Raw genomic sequence first — 20516 nt, 5'->3', positions numbered from 1 at the left:
CGCCTCCGCACCGGTCGCGGCCGTCGCGCGCAGCGCCAGCGCCAGCACGCTCCGGCCCGGCGCGTCCGTCCGCAGGTCCGCCAGTGCCGCGGACGTCACCGCCCGCGCGACGGCCGCGGACAGGCCCGCATCCGGCACGGGCAGGTCGGTCCGCGCCGCCCAGGCCAGGACCAGGCGCAATGCCGCCGCCTCTTCCAGGCGCGCGGCCATCCGCGCCGGGTCTCCCTCCGCCTCCCCGCGGGCCGCCAGGACCGGCAACAGCCCCGGCCGGACCGCCATCAGCTCCGCCACCGCCTCGGACCCCGACAGGTGGCGCAGCGCCGCGAAATCCGGAAACGCCCAGTCCGGGGCCGCTGCCAGCCCCAGGCGGTGCTCCGCATAGGCGGCCATGTAGGCGGCGGGGTCGGGCCAGATCCGCGCCTCCGTCCCCGGCTGCGCGATCGCGGCGCGCAGCGCCCCGGCCAGCTGCACCGCGATCGCATGTGCCAGGGCCGCGGGATCGAACCCTTCCGCCAGCGTCACGTCCAGCCGCAGCCGGCGGATGCGCAGCACCGCGCCCTCCGCGGGCAGGACCACCGCCTGCCCCAGCGCCCCGGGCAGCCCGTCGCGCAGCGCCGCCCCCAGGCGCCGGTCCAGCGCGGTTGCGTCGCCGCCGCCCACAAGCCGCGCCTCGGCGGCCAGCCGCCCGATGGAAAGCCGCCCCGCCACGGCCTAGCCCTCGTTCTCGCCGGGCAGGCAATAGGCGCAGCCATCGACCTGGTCATAGACCTGCGCCGCCGCCGCCATCGCCTGGGCCGGGTCGGCGAAGGCCCCCAGCCAGACCCGGTTCGACGCCGCCGGAAGCGTCGCCGGGCAGCCCAGCCGGTGCACCTCGTGACGGCCGTCCTGCTGGGCCCGGGCATTGACGAAATAGACCCCGGGCCCGGTCCCGCGCAGCGCCCAGTCCTGCAGCACCGCCGTCGGCCAGAGCGGGCGGCGCCCGTCGCTGTCCAGCCGCAGCGCCTGCGGCCCCGCCAGGAGCCGCCCCAGGACCAGCACATCCTCCGCCGCGGGCAGCTCGGCCGGCATCTCCACCACGAGATCCGACAGCTGCGGCGGCTCGGCGACGGGGGCCAGCGCCTCGGCCGCGATCGCCTCCGCCTCGGCCGCCGTCATCCCGGCGGCAAGCGCCGCCCGGCGCCGCGCATCCGCCTCGCGGGCGGCCAGGGCCAGCTCGTAGGGGGTCAGCGGCCGCGGCAGGCGGGGCATGGCGTGGAAGACCGGCCAGGCGGCATGGCTTTCGGGCAAGGCGCAGACCAGGTCGATCTCCACCCCGCCGCAGCGCCGCGCGAATTGCAGCGCGTTGCCGGGATGGGCGCATCCCTCCGCCAGGGCGGGGCGCGGATCGGCCGGGTCGCTGACCGGGCGGGCGACCAGCCAGGCGGGGGTCTCGGCGGCCGCCTCTTGCGGCGCCGCCGCGGCATCCGGCAGCGCGCAGCCCCCGCCGCCCGGACCGCAGCAGGCGCGCACCCGCTCGGACAGTCCCGCGACCGCGAGCTCCTGCGGCAGGTAGACCTCGTGCCCCATCGGCGTGACCCCGTAGCCCGGCGACAGCCGCAGCAGCCCGTCCTCCAGCCGGGGAACGAACCCCGCCACGACGCCCCATCCGTGCAGGAAGCGGCGCATCCGCGCCATCTCGGCCGCCGCCGCCCGGTCTCCCAGCGACAGGTCCTCCGCGCGCACCACCTGCCGGTCGAAATAGAGCGGCCCGGCGACCCCGTTCGGCGCCCGCGCCAGCGGGCCGGTTGCATCCTGTGCCATCGCGCCCTCCTCAGTTTCCGCCGTCGCGGGCCGGGACCCGGAACCAGCTGCGGAAGGTATCGCCCGGGGCGCCGCCCTTGCCGGTCGGCAGCTTCCCGCCCAGGAACGTGCCGTCGAGCGGCCGCCCGTCCAGATCCACGATGAAATCGGTGTGGAAGACCAGCCGCAGCCATTCGCCCTGCACCAGCTCCCAGTCGGTTTCATTCGCCTGGCGCAGCATGAACCCGCGGCAGGTCTCGGTCTGGTGGTCCAGCGGCGTCCATTCCGACAGCAGCCCGTCCGAGACCTGGTCGTCGGCATAGTCGATCGGGTCGATCGCCAGATATCCCAGCCGCGCCCAGACCATCGCGCCGCCCGAGGCAGGCATCTCGCGCTGCAATTCCACCAGCAGGGAACGCGACAGCTTGCCCTCGACATCGGATTCGACCCCGAATTGCGACCAGGCCACCGGCCGCTCGAACCCGACCGCGATGCCGGTCTCCCACAGGTTGCCGAAGAAATTCGGCCCGTCGGGATGGACCTTTCCATGGTACCAGCTCAGCGCCGTGACAGGGTTGACCGGGCGCTCCGCCGGGCCCGCAGCGGGCCGGGGCAGGTCGATGTCCAGCACCCGCTGCCTGCCCTGCTGCACGATATCGACCCAGGGCTGGGACAGGTCGGCGCGATACTCGATCGTCGCCGCGTCGATCCCCAGCCCGTCAGCCCCGGGCGCGCCGTCCGCGGCGGCGGGAATGGTGAGGTCGAGCCGCAGCCCGCCATCGGCAGGGTTCGTCTCGGCGACCGGGTCCGTCCCCGCCGCGCCCATCGTCACGCCGACCTCCGTCACCGAAAGGCCGGCCGCCCCGTCGGCGCCGGGATTGCCGCGCGGGCCGGGCGGGCCCTCGGCAACGCCCTGGGCCAGGATGCAGTCGATCACCCGTTTCAGCGTCGCGGCGGAGGGCACCATGCTGCGGAAGCCCAGGTTGTCGATCGCGGCATCGCCCTCCGCGGCCTGGTCGGCATCCATCATCCGCGGCGCGTCGCCGGCCCGGTAATGCGGCAGATGCGCCAGGATCACCACGTGATCCTCGTCCTCGGCACAGGCCGGGCAGGCCTCCAGCGGGTCGAGGAAATGCGCACCGCAGTCGGAGTCCGCGATGTCGATCACCGCCACCAGCCCGCGATCGGGCGCGGCGGTTCCGTCATCGCCGGCCGCCAGGTAGAGCCTGCGCCCGTTCCCGGCCAGGCGCATCGCCCGCCCCGCCCCCTCGACCCGCAGCGCGTCGGGGGCCAGCGACACCTCGGCCGGGCTGTCGGAGGACAGGGCGATGACCGTGTCCATGTCCAGATGGGTCAGCCGCGTGGCCCCGGCGGCATCGGTCAGGGCCAGATAGGCCCGCGACTCGGTCGGCGCCACCGCGAGGTCCAGCGCGGTCCCCTCGATCCAGGCGCCCTGCCCCGCCAGGGCCAGCCGGTTGCCGTCCCCGGTCAGGGCCAGGCGGCGCAGGATCACCCGCCCCCCCGCCGCCGGGCGCTGGCCCAGCAGGTAGAGATAGCGGCCGTCCAGCGACCAGTCGAGCGCCATCAGCCTCTCGCTGCCGTCGAATTCCGGAAGCTCGGGAGGACGCGCCGAGGCCTCCGTCACGGAGCCGCCGTTCAGCGCCGCGATATCGATCAGGTAGAGCCTTTCGGCGGCCGCACCGACGCTGCCCGCTATGGCCAGGAACCGCCCGTCGGGGGAAACCTTGAGCATCTGCGCGCCGCGGCGGAACGGGCTGCCGGCGGTCCCGAAGCCATGGCTGAACTCCAGCTTGGCCTGGGGATCCGGCGCCGCGGCCGGGACGCCACCCTCGACCAGCCAGTCCGACAGGGCCGCCGCCCCGTAGGACAGCAGCCGCGCGCGGCTGCCGCCATCGGTTTCCAGCACGAAGAGCGCGCCGGAGACCGGCGAGACGGCCAGCCGCAGATACCGCCCGTCGCAAGGCAGGATCGCCAGCGGATGCGCCGCGGCCGACAGGGCGCCCGCGCGCCAGATGCCGATGCCGCCCCGGGCGCCCTCCGCGCCGCTGTCCCAGCCGTGGCCGGCGAAGAAGACCAGGCCGGTCTCGCGGCTGGACTGGGTGTCGGTCAGCTCGGCCGGGCCCTCCAGCAGCGCCGCCAGGTCATGGGTCTGGGCGGCGGCCTCGGTATCGGCGACGAAGACATAGCCATGCGCCGCCCCGCCGGCGGCATCGACCGCCACCTGCAGCCGCCGCTCCACCTCGTTGACATGCAGCGCCCCGGGAGTCTGCGCGCCGAAGGTCATGGTATGGACCCAGTCCAGCCGCGGGGTGCGCGGGATCGCGGCGGCGGCGGCCCCGGCGGGATCGGCGGCGAACAGCACCAGCTCCACATCCTCTGTCACCCGGCCGTATTCCGTGGCCTCCCCCGCGCCGCAGCCCGGCAGAAGCCGGGGCAGCGGCTCCGCCCCGCGATCGCAGCGGCGCAGCCCCACGACCAGGTGCATCCCGCCGTCCAGAAGCTCGGCGAGGTCGGGATCGGCCGCCAGCATCGCGGCCACGTCGATGCGGCGGCGTTCGGGCAGGATCAGTTCCTGGCCGCAGCAATCCAGCGCCATGCCCGGCTCCACCACGAGGTTCTCGCGGCGGCAGCCCTCCTGCGGGTGCTGGATCACCTTCAGCCCGCAGACCGTGCCGGTCCCGTGCAGCAGCTGGTTGTGCAGGTGGCGCAGCCCGCGATGATAGTCCTGTTCGTCGGTGAAGTCGCGCGCCACCAGCAGCTTGCCGTCGAAATAGTAATTGCGCGACGGCGCATGCAGCCCGCAGGGCAGGCAGGATTTCAGGGTCTCGTCTAGCATGATTGGCACCTCCTCGGGACCGCAGCTGCGCCCGTCGTCATGTCCGGGCCAGCCGGGCCCGCTGTGATGAAGCTCTCGCCTGCCGCGCCAAGTCCCGGCGCGGCAGGCGGTCCGATCAGGGTATCGACGCCGATCGTCGATTGCCGCGCCACGGTCACGCCCGGACCCACCGGGCGCAGCGCGGCGCGCACATGGGCCGGGACCGAGGCCGCGACCAGCCGTTCGACCCGCGCCAGCGCGGCGGGATCCGCGACGGCATGGGCAGGCAGCACGATGGTGACGGCATGGGCCGGGGGCACCGGCTCCAGCGCGGTGCCGCCGATCGGCACCGGCCCGGCGGGCAGGCGGAAATGCTCGATCACCTGCGGCATCGGCTCGTCGAGCCCCAGATGCCATTGCAGGATCTCGCGCAGGCCCGCGACCGTGCCGCGGCGGCGGAAATGCGCCATCGCCCCGGCGATCATCTCGCGCCGGACCGGTTCCGGCAGATGGGCGGCGAACTCCTGGTCGAACCAGCTGCCCAGCCAGTCGAGGAAGCCCGCGGGCACCGCAATCGGATCCAGATGGGCGGCCATCTCGCGGTGCAGGTGGCCCAGCTCGGCCAGGACCGTGTCGAAATAGCCCAGGAAACGGTCGAGAAAATGCGCGCTTTCGGGATCCTGGTGGAACGGCGCGGGCAGGCGCGACAGGCCCGAGCGGCGCGGGCCGAACAGCTCGATCGCGGCGATCTCGGGGCTGGCGCGGCCATCGCCGAACATCCCGATGCGCAGCCACAGGTAGCGCCCGGGCGGCGACTGCACCAGAAGCTCGGGCAGATCGCCGGGCGCCAGGCCGATAGGCACGGACCAGGCACCCTCGGGCAAGCTGTCGAGCCGGTCGGTCTCGATCTCGCTGTCGGAGGTGAGGGTCTCGACCACCAGGCGGGTGCGCTCCGGCAGGCTTGCCTCCAGGCCCAGCCGGTCCCAGGCAAAGCCCGGCCGGCCGCCATCCAGCGCGCTGGTGAGGATCCGGCCCCGGCGGGGAAGGGCGACGCGCCGCGCCACGGCCATCAGCGGCAGGCCGGTGCCCTCGTGGCGGCCATCCCCGGTCAGGCGCAGCCCCGGCAGCCGCAGCGGCTCCTGGCCCGGCCGGGCGGGGTCGTCCCAGGACAGCATGTCCCCCTGCCGCCGCAGCGGAGCCGTCGCGACCGAAAGCGGATCCGCCTTGAGCACGCGGCCGGTTTCGCCCAGCGATACCAGCTGCCGGTCATCGAGGACATGCATCACGGCGGCAGGCCCCGCGGCGGTGCCGCATTCGCATGCGCAATCGCGGTGCCCGGCGCAGCCGCAGGGCGCCGCAAGCGCCCAGGGGCGGGCGAAGCCTGCCATCCGGTGCGGAAAGCCCGGGTCGCGCCGCCAGAACCGGTCGAAGCGATGCACCGTGACGCCATCGGCCAGATAGGCACGGCCCGCGGCATCGAAGGCGACGGCCAGCGCGGCGACCGCGATCACGTGGCGCAGCTGTCCCGAGGGCCAGGCCATGACCAGCACGCGCCCCGCCCCGGGATCGGCCACCACCAGGTCGCCATTCGGCGCCAGGGCCAGGTCGGCGGGCGCGACCAGCGTGTAGGGATCGGCAGGCGGCGCGGCGGGACCGGGATCACGGGGATCGGGCGGGGCCGGCAGGTCGCGCGCGGGCCAGAGCGGCGCGAAGGGCCAGTCCCCGCCGGTATCCGGCCCCATCGCCCCGGCCAGCGCGCTGCGGATCACCCGCGCGCCCGGATCGGCGAGAAAGATCCGCCCCTCGCCCGAGATCGCCAGCCCCCGGGGCAGGGTGCGGCCGCCGAACGTGCCGAAGGGCTCTGCCAGGGGCACGGGATCCGTCCCTCCGGCGGAAAGCCGCAGCGGGCCCGCCGCATCCGGCACGCCGGGGCGCAGCGCCCCGGGGGCGAGGCGCCAGCCCGAGACCGGGTCGAGCCGCAGGAAGGCCGGGACGGTGGGGCGCGGCTCAGCCATGGGACACCGTCAGCCGCAGGACGTCGCGCAGCAGCAGCGGCAGCGTCCCTTCGGGGATGGCCGCGATATCCGCCGCCGCGTCGCCCGCCCCCGCCTCGGTATCGACGGCCAGGCCCGAGACCCGCCGCAGCCCCGGCACGCCCAGCATCAGGTCATAGAGATCGCCGTAGTAGATATCCGCCCCGAAGGGCCAGCCGGTCCCGTCCCGCCCGCCCCGGACGGGGTGCAGGAAGGTCAGGATCGCATCGTAGAGCGCCGCCTGCACCGTGGCGAGATCATGCGCAGCGGAGACCGTGACCCGCGCCTCGAACCGCGTGACGCGGGTATAGGCCGGGCCGATCACGTGCAATTCGGTCGTGACCAGGCGCCGCGGCTCCAGCCAGGCGCAGATGCCGCGCAGCTCGGCCCGGCTGGGCTGCGGGCGGGGCTCGTCGCGCGCGGGCAGCACGATCAGCGTCACCGCCCCGTCCCGCTCGCTCAGCGCATGGCTGCCATCGGGCTGCGCCACCGCGGCGGTGCGCGCCAGCGCGGTGGCCGAATGCAGCGGCACGCCCGGGGTCTGCAGCGCCAGGTCTCGGAAATCCTGCGCCGTGACCGCCCGGTCGCGGCTGCGCAGGGTGGAGGGCGCCCGCAGCAGCACCTCCTCCATCGTCTCGGCATCGCTGCCGCCGGTGGCAGGGCGGAAATTGGTCATGCTCTTCACGCCGCGGATCCGCCCCTTGATCCGGGTGACGGTGCCTTCGGGCACATTGCCCGCCCTGCCGCCGCCATGGCGGTAGCGCTCGGCGACGATCTGGGCGCCCGCCACCGGGATGCGCCCGCGCCGCCCGTCGCCGAAGGTGATCCGGCCGCTGGCCGGGTCCAGGAGGTAATGCCCGTCGGAGGGGCCCGACCGGTAGAAATCCGCGACCCGCGTCCAGGTCTCGCCCGCCACGCTCAGCCGCAGATCGGGCAGCAACGTGTCGGGATCGATCAGCACCGGCAGCTGCGACAGCGCGAAACCCTGCGCGGGCCGGCCATCGGAGCGGCCCAGAACCTCCTCCAGCCGGGTGACCGCCTGCGTGGCGGCGACGGTGTTCAGATGCAGCGCGCGCAGGCCCTGCGGCCCGGTCTCGCCATCGGGAACGGCAGAGCGCAGCCGGGCCCGGATCCAGCACAGGTCGCGATAGCCGTCTTCCGCGCGGGGCAGGGCCTGGACCAGATCCGGGTCGATCTTCTCCCAATCCGACAGGCCCAGCCGCGCGGGATCGACGGACACGCCCGGCTCGGCCAGCTTGGCCACGGTCTGCGCGACGCTCTCGCCGCAGGCGGCGAAGGCGGCCAGGTCGTCGGGGTCCTCGATCCCCATCGCCTGCCAGTGATCGGCCAGCCCGGCCAGCAGCTCCTGCCCGCCGGCATCCTGCAGCGCGGCGACCAGCTCGGCCTGGCTGCGGGGCGGCTTGGGCGCACCGAAGCCCGCCCAGAACTCCCGCGACAGCCGCAGCGGCGACAGCGCCGTCATTCCCGCGGGCAGCTCCAGCGCCAGCGCCCCGGCCCGGGTCAGCCCGGCGGTTCCGTCGCCCGAGACGCCCAGGTCGCTCCAGCCCGCATCGCTGTCATCGGCGAACAGGCCCGCCGCAGAGAGATCGCCAGTATAGGCCTGCCATTCCAGCCGCGCCGTGGCCGCGGCCGCCGCGGCGGGGTCCGCGCAGCGGATCGCCGCCGGTCCCTCGACGATGCCGCCCCCCTGCCCCGCCGCCGCATCCAGGACCTCGATCGTGTCGGCATAGAGAACCAGCGTGCCCGCGGGCATGCGGTCCTCGGAATATTGCGCCATGGGCGGTTTCGCCTCCGGCCGCAGCAGCAGCCCCAGATACAGCGCCGCCCCCGGGCTGCCCGGCCCGAGCGGATCGAAATGATGCAGCCAGGTCGGCCCGTCCTGCCAGGCGGTGACCAGTTCGCGCGCGACGCCCTGCGGATCTGCGGCGGGCACGATCACGGCGGCGATCGCGGCATTGAGCGCCCGCAGCGAGGCATCGGTCTCGAAGACCAGCTCCGTCGCCAGGTCGGGATCCTCCACCGCCACCCGCGCCCCCAGCGGCACGTCGACCACCAGCGGATCGCCCGGCCCGCCCAGCTTGTCGAGCCCCGCCCGCAGCCGGGTGCGGGCGGGCCGCGCCGGGGCGCGGTCGATGCCGACCAGTTCCAGGAACTTGACATAGTTCAGCTCGGGAACGCGGTTCAGCTCCCACAGGATGGTCTCCGTCATCCAGGCATGCAGCTTGACCAGGGTCATGCCCGGATCGCTGTCGTTGAAATTGGTCCATTCGGGCGTGTAGCGCGGGATCCGGTCGCGGGCCTCGCGCAGCAGGTCGTCGAAGCTGCGGCTGTCCAGGTTCGGTGGGGTCAGGGTCATGGGTCCGCTCCTCAGGCCGCGCCTTCGTTGATGTAGAAGGGGTAGACGATGTTATGCGCCGCATTGTTGGCGCGGATGCGATAGCTGACCTCGACCAGCAGCGTGTTCGGCGCGTCGCGATGCTCGGTCGCGCGGACCGAAAGCACGTCGATGCGCGGCTCCCAGCGGATCAGGGCGCGGCGCACCTCGGTCTCGATCCCCGCGCGGGTGGCGGCATTGTTGGGGGCGAAGACGAAGTCATGGATGCCGCAGCCGAAATCCGGCTCCATGATGCGCGACCGCCGCGGCGTGGCGAGGATGATCCAGATCGCCTGGGCGACGGCCTCGGCCCCCGAGGCCCAGCCCAGCCCGCCGCGGCCATTGACCCGGATCGGGAATTGCCAGCCGGTGCCGAGGAAGTCCGCCATCGCTCAGCCCCCCACCAGGACGGTGGGCAGCCCGCCCAGCACCGTGCCCGTCGCGTTGCCGTCATTCTGGCTGGTCGTGTCGCCCAGGCGCACCACCGGCTGGCCATTGGCGAAGACCGTGGCCGATGCGGTGGAAAAGCTGCATTCGCCCAGATGCGCCCCGCCCGCGACCACGCCGCCGCCGGTGCCCGGCTCGCCGCCCGAGGAGGTCGCGATGGTGCTGGATTGCAGCACGACCGGCTTGCCCCCGGCATTGACCGTGGCGGCCGTGTCCGAAGCCTGCGACAGCTGCGCGATGTTGGGATAGGGCATGGGCACCTGGCCCGCGCCGGGCACGGGCGTGTTCAGCATGTCGGGAAAGGCCATGCAGATGCCGTCGGTCACGGTGATCGGCTGTCCCATCAGGTCACCTCCAGGATCTGGACGCTGCGGTAATGCGCGGGCGGCTCCGCCGCCCAGGGCCAGGCGGCGCGCCACAGGATCTCGGCCTGGTGCAGGGCCGGGCGCAGGATCAGCGTATCCGCCGCCAGCGGCCCGATCGTGCCGATGCGCCAATGGCGCGGGCGGTCCGGCCCGTGACCGCACCAGACCCGGTAGCGCGCGGCCAGGCGCGTGGCCGGCAGCCGCAGCGCATAGCCCGGATCCGAGGCATCCGCCGTCAGATGCACCGCCACGGTCGCGCCGGGCGGCAACGGCGCCGACAGCCGCGCGGGCCAGGCGGTAAAGCCGTCGGCATCGCGATAGAGGTTCTCGAACAGCGGCGAATGCGCCGCGGGCAGCAGGTCGCCCGGCGCCGGGACGAAATCGGCGGGCACGGTGATGTCGCGATGCCCCTCCCCCGGCGGCAGGCGGCCGAAGAGGTTGCGCGCCAGATCCGGCCCGCGCGTCGCCCCCAGCCCGCGCCGCAGCCAGATCTGGCCGTCCACCGTCACCGATGCCTCGCAGGGCAGCGCCGGGGCCGGAGAGGGGAAGCCCTCCACCAGGATGTCGGTGCGCGCCTTCTCGATCGCGATATCCGGCGCCGCGATCAGGTCGATGCGGGTGTCCCCGTCGTGTTGGTAGGAGCCCGAGGCCCCGGTCAGGCGCGGCGCGCTGCGCTGGGGATCGGCGGCGGGCTGCATCCGCCGCGGCCCGGTCCCGTCGGGCACCAGGTCATAGGCGGCCTTGACCACCACCGCGGCCAGCATCGCCTCGGCCCCGCCGCGCAGGCCCGTCCCCATGGCCAGCGCCGCGCCGAAGGGGCGGCCGGAGGGCAGCTCCACCCTCACGGGTTCAGCTCCACCGTGGCGCCCTTGATCGTGGTCGTGCCCGCCGCCTCGATCTCGATATTGCCCTGCGCCGCGATCGTCAGGCCGGAGGCAGAGGTGATGGTGATCCCGTCGGCATTCAGCACGATCTCGTTGCCATGGGCATCGGCGATGGTGATGCCGTCCGCATCGGTATCGGCCAGCAGGATGCGGTGGCCATTGGGCGTGCGGATGACGCGTTCCTTCACATCGGCGGCGGGCGGCGTCTGGCCGCCAGAATGGAGAAAGCCCAGCACCACCGGCCGCGTTCCGACATGGCCGATCACCGCCAGGTCCTCCAGTTCGGGCATGGCCACGATGCCCGCCTCCTCGCCGGCCATGGGGCGCAGGATCTCCATCCAGTCGCTTTCCACCCCGGCGGGCCGGTCGAGCCGCTGCACCCGCACCCTGAGCCGCGCCTCGGGATCCTCCAGATCGACCACCCGTCCAAGAACCAGTCCCGCCTCAGCCAAGGCCCGCCCCTCCCTCCAGAACTTCCTTGCGCGCCTGGAAACTGGTCGTGTAGCCCGCCCCGCCAAGCGCATGGGTCGCCTGCGTCACCTGCCAGGTTCCGTCGAACCGCGCCCCCATCCCGCCCATCGTCACCCGCATGCCCGCCCGCAGTCCCGGCAGGCCCACGGAGGTGCCCGAGCCGGTGATCAGCGTCTGCGCCATCTCGCGCAGCGCCGTCTCGGCCGCCTTGGCGGCATCCTCCTCGGTCCGGGCATCCGCGGGCTTGATGACCTTGACCATGCCGCCGACGGCGGTGGACAGGTCGGCCTGCCCCGCCGGTCCCAGCGCATCGGCGGCCAGGCCGATATCGGACCAGCGGCGGGTGACGGCCACGTTCTGCGCATCGCCGGACTGGCGCGGATCCTGGGCGCGGGCCTCGACCGCGGAATATTGCGCCGCCGCCGAAAGCGCGGGCGAGAAGCTGACCAGCGTGCGCCCCCAGAGGAATTCGGCCACCGGATCGCCCTGGGCCCGTGCCGCATCGAAGAGGATCAGCATGTCGCGCCCGTCCTCCCCCGGCGCCGTCGCCATCGACAGCCCGTAGCCCTTGGCGCGCTTGGCGATCTCGTCCTGAAGGTAGCCGTCGACCTCCACCCTCTCGCGGAGCTCGCCCTCGGCGGCAGGGGCGGCCATGGAGAGGGGCACGTCGTGATCGCGGCACAGCGCCTCGATGATCGCCTTGTCCGTGCCGTCGTAATTGCCGGTCACATAGACCTTCTGCATCCCGCGGAAGAACCGGTTCAGCGCCCGCACCCGGCAGGTGGGCGCGCCGGAGGCGGGGAAGCCCGGCGCCAGCGACACGACCTCGCCCACCATGATCAGCGGCAGCGCGCCCTGCTCCAGATAGCCCAGGTGAAGCTCCACCTCCGCGCCCGGCTCGAAATTGGGCACGTCCGGCCCGCCCGGCGCCAGTTGCAGCGGCGCCCCCGTCGGTCCCCAGGGCGAGGAATATTTCGGCAGCCGCGCCACCGGGTCCCAGTCGTTCAGCACGAATTCGAAACTGTCGACATTCTCCAGGTCGGAGGTGAAGGACACCTCCAGCACGTCGCGCAGCACCAGGGGATCGGTGCGCTGCCCGTTCAGCACGATCTGGAAGGCGGGCGTCATGAATTTCAGATCGCCGGTGAAGGTTTCCGCGTTCATCGCTGCGTCACCAGCGGCGGCAGTTCCAGCACCGTCCCCGGCGCCAGGCCGCGCGGATCGGCCAGGCGGTTGTGATCGGCGATCACCCGCCAGGCCCGGGCATCGGCATAGGCATCATGGGCGATCAGCGGCAGCGTCTCTCCTTCGGCGACGACATGGATGCGCGTGTGATCGGCGCTTTGCAGGTTCACCTCGCGGGCCTGGTCGGCGATGGTCACGTATTGCTTGAGGCTCAGCGAGACGACGGCGCGCAGCGGCCGGCCATCGGGGTTGAACAGGGTGAAGCGGCGATTCACCGAAAGAACCACCGCCCGGAAGCTCTGCGAGGGCCGTTCGGTGGCGCCGAAGGCCGTGCCGGGGAAATCCTGGCCCCAGGCGACCTCGACCAGCGGCGGGGTGTGCAGCGGCCCCGAGATCGTCACCAGCCGGTGGAAGGCCTCCACCCGGTCGGTCACCGCCTCGGCATCGGCGCCGGTGCCCGCGGCGGTGGAATCGAAGAACAGCTCCATCGACAGGGTCTCGGCATCGCCGCGGATGAATTGCAGCAGCGGCTGTTCCAGCCCGGGAATGGCGATCTCGGCATATTGCGCGGCCTTGGCAAAGCTCAGCTCGGCGGGCGCATAGTCGATCAGCATCGGGGCGCCGATCCGTTCCCCCTGCAGGTCGATCCGCTGGAAACTGAGCTGCACGGCCATCTAGCGCCCCTCCCCCGCCCCGGCCGCCTGCCGGTCGGCCTGGCGGCGCCGCTGCTCCAGCTCCTCGCGGGCGAGTTCCTCCTTCACCAGCGTCGCGACCTGGCGGATGAAGCGCGGATCGCGCAGGAGCTGCGGTTCCACCACGGTGACGGTCGAGACGATTTCGCCGATCTGCACGTCCATCTCAGATCCCCGCCATCGAGGTGAGCGCGCCCAGCACCTTGCCCGGGCTGGCCACCAGCGTCAGTTTCTCATGCGCGATCTCCAGCTTCTCGATCGCCACGGCAGACGATCCGGCATTCAGCGCGGGGCCCGACCATTTCACCGGGATGCCGTTCTCGAAGCTCCAGATCTTGATCGGCACGCGCATCTCGTTGGCCAGGAAGATCAGCCCGTTCTGGCGCTTGCCCTCGCCCTTGAGGAAGCTTTCGTGCCACAGGTACAGATCCTCGCCGAAGCCCGTGCCCCGGCTGAGCGTGATGTTGGAAAACGAGGCGCGGGTCGGAAACTTGTAGACCCGGTCATTCTGGCCGCCGGCGCGGTACTCCTCGATCTGGATCTCGCTTTCCAGCCCCGTGCATTCGCTGAAGCCGCCCATCACCAGGTCCATGGCCACCGAGGCGATGGCCGCGGGACCGTCCGGGTCCTCGATCAGCGAGACGTAGAAATTGAAGGCCGGCAGCGGCCCGGTATCGATCATGACGGGGACTCCGTGACCTTGACCGCCTCCATCGCCGCGCCGAGGCGGAAGAGGACGAATTCGTAGGGTTCCGCCGGGGCGATCGCGATGTCGATCACTAGCTGGCCGGCGGCGCGGCCTCCTGCGGGATTGTTCTCCTGGTCGCATTTCACGCGATACGCGGCATCGGCCGCCGCGCCCGCCAGCACGCCCGCCCGCCACAGCCGGTCCAGGAAGCGGCTGGCCGACTGCTTTGCCGCGGCGCGGGTCAGAAGGCTGTTGGGTTCGAACACGATCCATCCCAGCGCGCGTTCCAGGGATTTCTCCACCGCGTCGAGGATGCGCCGCGTGGTCAGGAACCGCGCGGCGGGATCGGCGCCCAGGCTGCGCGTGCCGTGGATGCGCAATCCCCGGCCGGGAAAGGCCCGGATCGCGTTGACCCCCGCGGGGTTCAGCCCGGCCTGCTCGGCATCGCCGATCGCCAAGGTCGCGCCCTCGGCATGGCGCAGCCGCAGATTGGCGCCGGAACGCTGGATGCCCCCGCCGCGCTCGGCCGCGGCGAAGGCGCCGCAGACATGGCCCGAGGGCGGTACGGCGATCACCCCGTCCGGGGCCGCCACGTCCAGCCAGGGCGCGAAGAGCCCCGCGCGGGGCAGGTCGCCCAGCTGCGTGCGCCAGGTCAGGATCCGGTCGGGCAGGCACCCGGCGGAGGGCGCATCCAGGACGGCGATCTTGTAGGGCCCCGTCACGGCCGGATCCGCCATCTGCCGCTGCACGCGGAGCACCTCCTGCGCGCTCAGTGCGCGCGGCAGGGGGATGCGCGTCATCACGATCTCGGCCGGTTCGGACCCGGCATAGGCCGTGGGCTGCAGCCGGTATTCCAGCGGCTCGTAGCCCGCCAGGGAAAGGCGCAGCGTGACGAAGGCAAGCGGCAGCCCCTGCAGGCGGAAGACGCCCGCGGCATCGGTCACGGTCTGTCCGCCGGGGCCGGAGGCATCCACCGCCACCCCCGCGAGCGCCACCATCTCGCCCGCCTCGGTCGTCCCGGTGACGCGGCCATGCACCTGGCCTGCGGGCCGCGGGTCGAGGTCGGCGCAGTCGGCGCCGGGATCCGGCGCAGGATCGAAGGCGGCAGGCATGGCCCCGGGCAGGACCAGATCGGGCGCGGCGATCATCGCGGCATCGCCGATGCGGGCCGCCTGGCCGAGCACCTCCAGGAAATCCGCCGCCCCGATTTCGGACAGCCCGTCGGTCCCGCCCGCCAGAGCGGCCTCGCCCTCTGCGGGCCAGGAGTCCGGATCGCTCCAGTCCACCGCCGCGAGGGCCAGGGCCGCGGCCGCCGGGGGCAGCGGCGTGCCGTCGGCATCCCGCAGCGACGGCGCCAGGCACAGCGACCGCGCCACCGCGCCGGTGATCGACGCGGAATGCGCCGGGTCCGGCGCCCGCGCCGCAAGCCGTTCCTCCAGCTGCCCGTCGCGGCGGATCTCCAGGTCGAACTCCACGCTGGCGACGCGGATCGCGCGGGCGGGATCGAAACCGGCCAGCGGCGCAGCCAAGCGGATCGTGCCCTGCGCCGCGTCGATGCCCACCGGCTGCGCCCGGGCGATGCGGCTGCCGCCCTCGCCCTGCTGGCTGAATTCCAGCACCGAGGCGGGCTCCACCCCCGCCAGCGAGGCGAGGGCCAGCGACACGCCCTCATCCCGCAGCCCCGGATGGGTCTGGGTGCGCACCCGCGCCGTGCGCGTCACCCGCAGCGACAGCGCATTGCCCCACTGGCCGGGATCGGGGCTGAACGGTCCCTCGCGGCGGATCTGTTCGGCATGCAGCCCCACCCAGACGGCCGCCTCCGCCCGGTCCGCCCGCGTCAGCCGCGCCGGATCGATCAGCCCCCAGGGAAAGGCCGCGCGCGCCTCCCAGCTCAGCGGGCGATCCGCCAGGAGCACGCGGGCGGCCCGGGCCGCCCGGGGCGCGATCCGGATCACATAGGCCGCCGCCCCCCCGGTTTCGAAGAACCCCTTGACCGCATGCCACAGGAACCCGTGTTCGGGGGGCGGGCCGAAGATCTCCTCGAATTGCCGCGCGGAGTGGATGCGCACGGGCCGCCCGGCCGGACCGCGCCGGGCATAGCCGATCAGCAGCGCGACATCGCCGCGCGCAAGTGCCCCCACCGGGCGCACCGGCTCCACCGGCTGGCGGTAGAGCCCCGGTGTCAGAAGGCCGGTCATGGACGCGTCTGCGGACAGGGGAGCGGGCGGGACAGGCACATGGTCAATCCACCAGCTCGACTTCCTCGACGACAATCTCCAGCGACTCGATCGCCGCCTCGTTCGCCGTCGCATTCAGGGCGGGACCCTCGTATTTCGAGATCCAGCCCTCGCGGAACTCCCAGCGCAGCTGCGGCGCGCGGGCCTCGTCCAGCAGGATGATCGCCCCCGCCTTGCGCTCGGTCATGCCGCGCAGCGTCGTCTTGCGCCATTCCCACAGCTCGCGGTTCTGCGTCAGCCCGCGCTTGAGCGTGATGTTGCCGTATTTCATCATGCCCGGCAGCTTGCGGGCGCGCGCCACCTCCGAGCCTTCGCGATACTCGATGATCTCGCTTTCCATCGTGATGCCGCCGACCTCGGTGAAGCCCGCGGAGGTAAGCCCGTCGATTTCCAGCAGGAAATTGTACTGGGCATAGGGATCGTTGCGCATGGGATGTCTCCTTGGCTACGGCCCCCCTCAGGAGGTCGCCTCGCGGGTTTTCTGGCTGATGCGGACGATGACGAATTCGGCGGGCTTGACCGGGGCGACGCCGATCTCGACGATCATCCGGCCATTGTCGATGTCGTCCTGCGTCATGGTCACGTCATAGCCGATATTGACGAAGAACGCCTCTTCGGGGGTCGTCCCCTCCAGAGCGCCCGAGCGCCAGACGGTGGTGAGAAAATTCGTCACCGACTGTTTCACGCTGGCCCAGAGCGGTTCGGAATTGGGTTCGAACACCGCCCATTGCAGGCCGGTATCCAAAGAATTCTCTATGAAAAGCAACAGCCTGCGGACATTGACATATGTCCATTCCGGATCCGATGTCGCCACGCGCGCGCCATAGAGACGCAACCCGCGGAACTCGGCCCGGAAATCGCGGAAGCAGTTGACCGCCACCGGGTTGAGCACGTCCTGCTCGCCCTTGGACAGCACCGTTTCCAGCCCCAGGATGCCCTGCACCACCTCGTTGGCGGGGGCCTTGTGCACGCCGCGCGCGATATCGGTGCGCGCATAGATCCCCGCGACATGACCGGAGGGGGCGATCACGCGCCGGTCGCCCGGCGCGCCGAACGGATCGGCCACCAGCAGCCCGGGATAATAGACCGCGGCCCGCGTCGTGTCGAAATTCTGGCGATGGGTCTTCGCCGCCTCGACCCCCGCGCCCTGCGGGGTGTCGAGCACGGCGAAGCGATAGGCCATCTTGTTGCAATGCGCGATCAGCGCCTTCTGCACCGTGACCGAGACCTGCCCCGGCACGGCGCAGATCGAGATGTCGGAGCGGTTCTCCATGGCCTGTATGCCGGTGCGATTGCCCGGATCCAGCGCCGCGATTCCGACATAGGTGGCATCGGTGACATTGGCGGCGTCATCCGTGCCCCCTGCCAGCATCCGCGCCACGCCCGTGATCAGCGGCATGCGCCGCGTCGCCTCGGTGGTCGTGTCCTCGACCCGGATCAGGACCGAGCCGCCGCTGTCGCTGGGCCGGCCCGTGGCCGCGTCCCACAGCCCGATGATGCGCCCGGCATAGCGCGGATGCCCCGGCGCAAACGAGACCCGGTCGAAGACCTCGTCCTCGGCGACCCGGCCATCGGCATCCAGCCGTTCCGCCGCGACGCGGTATTCGACGCTGCTGACGGGGGCATCCGCGGCCAGGTCCGTCGCCAGCGGCGCGGTCAGGGTGACGGTCCCGCTCTCGGTTTCCGCCGCCGCCACCGTCACGAGGGTACCGCCCAGGTCCAGCACCGACCCGGGAAAAAGCCCGAACGCCGTCGCCAGGGTCAGCGTGATCCCCCCGGCAGGGGCAAGCGCGGCAACGGTCGTTTCCAGGATCGGACTGCGCGTGACGGTGACGCGCAGGGCATTGCCCCAGCCGCCCGGCCACATCGCGTGGATGCTCAGCACCGGCGCTGCGGGCACCAGCGCGGTGCCCGCCATGTGAGGGCCGGAAAGAGGGTCAGCAATGCTGACCTGTTCGGCGGTGGCCGCGATCCACCCGTATTCTTCGTCGCCGCCATTTTGCACATGAACCAGCGCGCCTGCCGCCAGGCCCGCCCCGTCGGCACTGAGAAACACCGTTCCGGAGGTCGCACCATGGGCCTCGGCGGTCGGGCGCGCCGCGCCGGAATCCGCCACGGCATTGAGGGTCGAGGCCGCGGCATGGGCATGCCCCAGCGGCCGGGCAAGGCTCACCGTCGTTCCGGCCAGACCGCCGATCTCGAGGATCTCATGGGCCGCGGTATCCCCGCTGTCATCGACAAGCGCCAGCGTCTGGCCCACGGCAAGCCCCGCGGCATCGCTCAGCTCGAAACTGTCCGCTCCGGCCTCCAGGTCGCCCGTGAGCGTTCCGGCGATCGGCGTCACTGTCTGGAGCGTCACCTCCGTCCCCGCGGGATAGCTGCGCGACAATCCGGCGATCCCGGCCCGCGGCACGACCGGATCCGCCGTCACGGCCACCATCTCGGACCCGGTGCCGTCGGCAATCAGCACCGTGTCATCCGCGCCAAGCGCCCCGGCCGCATCGACCAGCAGCGTCGTCGCCCCCTGCCCCGCCTGCCCCGCAAGTACCGGCGTGGCGTTAACAGCTGTTTGCGCGACCAGGGCGAGCGTGGATTCCGCCGCGCCCGGACCGACGATGCGGGTCACGTAGACCCGCGCCCCGCCATTGCCGAAAAACCCCTCGACCGCGTAGGGCAGCGCGTCCCTCCCCCTGGAATAGGTCAGGGGATCCAGCAATCCGCCGAAATTCCGCGCGAAGGCGCCCCGGCTGGTCATCAGCGTCGGGCGGTTCACCGGCCCTCTCTGGGTCATTCCCACCATGCCGGCCGTGGAGGTGCCGGCCGCCTGGATCGGCTTGTTGGCCGAGGGGACCTCCTCGACATAGACCCCTGGGGCTAGGTATTCGGGCATCTGCAACCTCCTGCGCTATGCCGCGCCAAGCGAGAGCGTGACAGTATTGAGCCGGCGCGTGAAATCGGGCCGGACGGGAAAATGGGTCATGCCGCCATCGTGCTGCAGCGCGACAACGACGGTTTCCAGCACCGGCATGTCGGCGATCAGCGCCTTGCCCGCAGCGTCGGTGACGGCAGCAGGCGCACCCAGCACGGTCACGCCCACGCCTTCGACCGGGGCGCCGGGGTCATGATCGCGGATGACGGTAAGCGCGAGCGAGACGGGATGCGGCGGCAGCTCCAGGTCCATTCGGAACGGCGCGCCCGCGACGCGCGAGACGGTGACCGGGGTCGTCCCGACCTGCAGCACCCGGCTCTCGACTCGCAGCGCGGCAGCAGGCAGGGTCAGATCCGTCACCACCGGCGGCCGGTCCGGGAGGGTCACGGCAAGTTCCAGCGTGACATCGGGCATGTCGGAGAAGCCGGGCCAGCGATGGCCGGGGACCAGGTGCAAGGCGTACCAGCCACCGGGCTTGCGGATGGCCCGCGCCTCCAGCGCCATCCGGGACGCGCCCTGCCCCGCCAGCAGATCCAGCTTCTGCACCGGCAGCGGACGCCCGGTGATCCCTTCCACCAGCCGCCCCGAGACGATCACCTGCCGCGCCGCCAGCGCGCTATCCGCCAGCAGGACGCTCACCGCCCCTGCCCCGCGGCAAGGGCCAGCTCGGTGACACGGGTGGTGCGTTCCGGCGGAACGGCGCTGTCGATGGCGACCACTTCGACCAGAAGCGACACGGCGACACGGTAGGGCTGGGAAAAGGCGTTCCAGATCTGCGACAGCTGTTCCAGCGTCAGCAGGTCGGGCCGGACCCGCAGCGCCGGACTGGCCCCGCCATGGCTGTCGCCCAGCGGGGTTCCTTCCAGATGCGCTGTCCGGGGATGGTCATGGAAGTGCTGGATCACCCGGCCCAGCAGCAGCTGGTTGGTCTCCTCCTCGGCACTGACCGGCGTGAAGAGGTAGCGCAGCTGCAGGGGCAGGGGCGGATTGCGGAACAGGTCATCGGCGGCCGGGTCGGGCAGGGGCCGCTGGTTGCGCAGATGCCGGTCGACCTCGACATGGTAAAGATAGAGGCTGGCGATGACGGCGGCGTCCAGCCCCTCTGTCGGGGGCTGCAGGCTGAGCCGGGCCAGCACGCCGTCCAGACCGAAATCCACCTCCGGCGCCGTCTCCATCGCCTCGAAGACCTGGCGGCGCAGTTCTCGGCTGATGTCGCGGATGACACCGAACCCGGCCATGGACAAACCCTCCCCCTCGCGCGGATGCGCGTTCCGACAGATCGAAACGATGACTTGATACGACGCTACGATTCCCGGGGCGGGCACTCGTGAACACAGGCAACTTCCCGTTCCCTCTGCGCTCGACCCGAGACTATCATTGGGTAAACCATCCCGCAACTTCGACGGAAGTAGGCTAAAACCTACCAGATTCGGTCGCCATCACGCGCGTGGTCCAGGCGGCTTGCCGCTGGCAATTCCGCCTTTCCCGACCTACGCTCCGCGGCTTCGGCAGGTGTCGGGGCGCCACCCCGTAACAGCTGTTAACTCCCTCGCGCCGCCCGGCACGTCGCGACCT

17 protein-coding genes and 1 pseudogene are annotated in these 20516 nt (G+C 72.2%); all 18 read right to left on the bottom strand.

What is annotated here, in order from left to right; translation table 11 throughout:
* A pseudogene (locus ICN82_RS09210) lies at positions 1 to 708 on the bottom strand (hypothetical protein); the annotation flags it as partial.
* A 3-nt stretch (positions 709 to 711) separates the two neighbouring features.
* Positions 712 to 1800 (bottom strand): hypothetical protein, encoded by a 1089-nt coding sequence (locus ICN82_RS21500; RefSeq protein ID WP_269142386.1) that lies wholly within the window; start codon positions 1798 to 1800, stop codon positions 712 to 714.
* 10 nt (positions 1801 to 1810) lie between these two features.
* The gene (locus ICN82_RS09200; protein WP_193181916.1) at positions 1811 to 4636 is read right to left on the bottom strand and encodes a collagen-like protein; all 2826 of its coding nucleotides are present in this window, start codon (positions 4634 to 4636) and stop codon (positions 1811 to 1813) included.
* Complete coding sequence (locus ICN82_RS09195; protein WP_193181915.1) at positions 4630 to 6630, bottom strand: phage tail protein; 2001 nt, start codon at positions 6628 to 6630, stop codon at positions 4630 to 4632. The genes ICN82_RS09200 and ICN82_RS09195 overlap by 7 nt, the downstream gene beginning before the upstream one ends.
* Positions 6623 to 9025: a putative baseplate assembly protein gene (locus tag ICN82_RS09190; protein WP_193181914.1), complete on the bottom strand. Its 2403-nt coding sequence runs from the start codon at positions 9023 to 9025 to the stop codon at positions 6623 to 6625. Before ICN82_RS09190 ends, ICN82_RS09195 begins: the two co-directional genes overlap by 8 nt.
* Positions 9026 to 9036: 11 nt before the next feature.
* Positions 9037 to 9432 carry a GPW/gp25 family protein gene (locus tag ICN82_RS09185; RefSeq protein WP_193181913.1) on the bottom strand — a complete coding sequence of 132 codons (396 nt, stop codon included), beginning with the start codon at positions 9430 to 9432 and terminating at the stop codon, positions 9037 to 9039.
* A 3-nt stretch (positions 9433 to 9435) separates the two neighbouring features.
* On the bottom strand, positions 9436 to 9834 hold the full coding sequence (locus ICN82_RS09180; RefSeq protein WP_193181912.1) for a PAAR-like domain-containing protein: 399 nt from the start codon (positions 9832 to 9834) through the stop codon (positions 9436 to 9438).
* On the bottom strand, positions 9834 to 10700 hold the full coding sequence (locus tag ICN82_RS09175) for a DUF2169 family type VI secretion system accessory protein (RefSeq protein ID WP_193181910.1): 867 nt from the start codon (positions 10698 to 10700) through the stop codon (positions 9834 to 9836). Before ICN82_RS09175 ends, ICN82_RS09180 begins: the two co-directional genes overlap by 1 nt.
* On the bottom strand, positions 10697 to 11191 hold the full coding sequence (locus tag ICN82_RS09170; protein ID WP_193181908.1) for a phage baseplate assembly protein V: 495 nt from the start codon (positions 11189 to 11191) through the stop codon (positions 10697 to 10699). Before ICN82_RS09170 ends, ICN82_RS09175 begins: the two co-directional genes overlap by 4 nt.
* The gene (locus tag ICN82_RS09165; protein ID WP_193181906.1) at positions 11184 to 12374 is read right to left on the bottom strand and encodes a phage late control D family protein; all 1191 of its coding nucleotides are present in this window, start codon (positions 12372 to 12374) and stop codon (positions 11184 to 11186) included. The genes ICN82_RS09170 and ICN82_RS09165 overlap by 8 nt, the downstream gene beginning before the upstream one ends.
* Positions 12371 to 13069, bottom strand: a complete 699-nt coding sequence (locus ICN82_RS09160) for a CIS tube protein (protein WP_193181904.1) — start codon at positions 13067 to 13069, stop codon at positions 12371 to 12373. Before ICN82_RS09160 ends, ICN82_RS09165 begins: the two co-directional genes overlap by 4 nt.
* Entirely contained in the window at positions 13070 to 13252 is a 183-nt protein-coding gene (locus ICN82_RS09155) for a hypothetical protein (protein ID WP_193181902.1), read from the bottom strand.
* Position 13253: 1 nt separating this feature from the next.
* Positions 13254 to 13769: a phage tail protein gene (locus ICN82_RS09150; RefSeq protein ID WP_193181900.1), complete on the bottom strand. Its 516-nt coding sequence runs from the start codon at positions 13767 to 13769 to the stop codon at positions 13254 to 13256.
* Positions 13766 to 15973: a phage tail sheath C-terminal domain-containing protein gene (locus tag ICN82_RS09145; protein ID WP_193181898.1), complete on the bottom strand. Its 2208-nt coding sequence runs from the start codon at positions 15971 to 15973 to the stop codon at positions 13766 to 13768. The genes ICN82_RS09150 and ICN82_RS09145 overlap by 4 nt, the downstream gene beginning before the upstream one ends.
* 43 nt (positions 15974 to 16016) lie before the next feature.
* A complete protein-coding gene (locus ICN82_RS09140; RefSeq protein WP_193181896.1) occupies positions 16017 to 16442 on the bottom strand; it encodes a phage tail protein in 426 nt (141 codons plus the stop codon).
* A gap of 27 nt (positions 16443 to 16469) precedes the next feature.
* Entirely contained in the window at positions 16470 to 18902 is a 2433-nt protein-coding gene (locus ICN82_RS09135) for a phage tail sheath family protein (RefSeq protein WP_193181894.1), read from the bottom strand.
* Between the two features lie 15 nt (positions 18903 to 18917).
* Positions 18918 to 19580, bottom strand: coding sequence for a hypothetical protein (locus tag ICN82_RS09130; RefSeq protein WP_193181892.1), 663 nt, complete (start codon positions 19578 to 19580; stop codon positions 18918 to 18920).
* Positions 19577 to 20179, bottom strand: coding sequence for a DUF4255 domain-containing protein (locus ICN82_RS09125; RefSeq protein ID WP_193181890.1), 603 nt, complete (start codon positions 20177 to 20179; stop codon positions 19577 to 19579). The genes ICN82_RS09130 and ICN82_RS09125 overlap by 4 nt, the downstream gene beginning before the upstream one ends.
* Positions 20180 to 20516 lie beyond the last annotated feature (337 nt).

It is taken from the genome of Mangrovicoccus algicola, assembly GCF_014903745.1.
In the GTDB taxonomy this organism is placed as follows: Bacteria; Pseudomonadota; Alphaproteobacteria; order Rhodobacterales; family Rhodobacteraceae; genus Mangrovicoccus; species Mangrovicoccus algicola.
The sequence above is the reverse complement of the archived record's forward strand: the minus strand, read 5'-3'. Positions and strand labels throughout refer to the sequence as shown.

Bases quoted from the DNA above. Each gene is read 5' to 3' on its own strand.
- ICN82_RS21500 (WP_269142386.1), bottom strand. From the start codon at position 1,800: ATGGCACAGGATGCAACCGGCCCGCTGGCGCGGGCGCCGAACGGGGTC.
- ICN82_RS09200 (WP_193181916.1), bottom strand. From the start codon at position 4,636: ATGCTAGACGAGACCCTGAAATCCTGCCTGCCCTGCGGGCTGCATGCG.
- ICN82_RS09195 (WP_193181915.1), bottom strand. From the start codon at position 6,630: ATGGCTGAGCCGCGCCCCACCGTCCCGGCCTTCCTGCGGCTCGACCCG.
- ICN82_RS09190 (WP_193181914.1), bottom strand. From the start codon at position 9,025: ATGACCCTGACCCCACCGAACCTGGACAGCCGCAGCTTCGACGACCTG.
- ICN82_RS09185 (WP_193181913.1), bottom strand. From the start codon at position 9,432: ATGGCGGACTTCCTCGGCACCGGCTGGCAATTCCCGATCCGGGTCAAT.
- ICN82_RS09180 (WP_193181912.1), bottom strand. From the start codon at position 9,834: ATGGGACAGCCGATCACCGTGACCGACGGCATCTGCATGGCCTTTCCC.
- ICN82_RS09165 (WP_193181906.1), bottom strand. From the start codon at position 12,374: ATGAACGCGGAAACCTTCACCGGCGATCTGAAATTCATGACGCCCGCC.
- ICN82_RS09160 (WP_193181904.1), bottom strand. From the start codon at position 13,069: ATGGCCGTGCAGCTCAGTTTCCAGCGGATCGACCTGCAGGGGGAACGG.
- ICN82_RS09155 (WP_193181902.1), bottom strand. From the start codon at position 13,252: ATGGACGTGCAGATCGGCGAAATCGTCTCGACCGTCACCGTGGTGGAA.
- ICN82_RS09150 (WP_193181900.1), bottom strand. From the start codon at position 13,769: ATGATCGATACCGGGCCGCTGCCGGCCTTCAATTTCTACGTCTCGCTG.
- ICN82_RS09145 (WP_193181898.1), bottom strand. From the start codon at position 15,973: ATGACCGGCCTTCTGACACCGGGGCTCTACCGCCAGCCGGTGGAGCCG.
- ICN82_RS09140 (WP_193181896.1), bottom strand. From the start codon at position 16,442: ATGCGCAACGATCCCTATGCCCAGTACAATTTCCTGCTGGAAATCGAC.
- ICN82_RS09135 (WP_193181894.1), bottom strand. From the start codon at position 18,902: ATGCCCGAATACCTAGCCCCAGGGGTCTATGTCGAGGAGGTCCCCTCG.
- ICN82_RS09125 (WP_193181890.1), bottom strand. From the start codon at position 20,179: ATGGCCGGGTTCGGTGTCATCCGCGACATCAGCCGAGAACTGCGCCGC.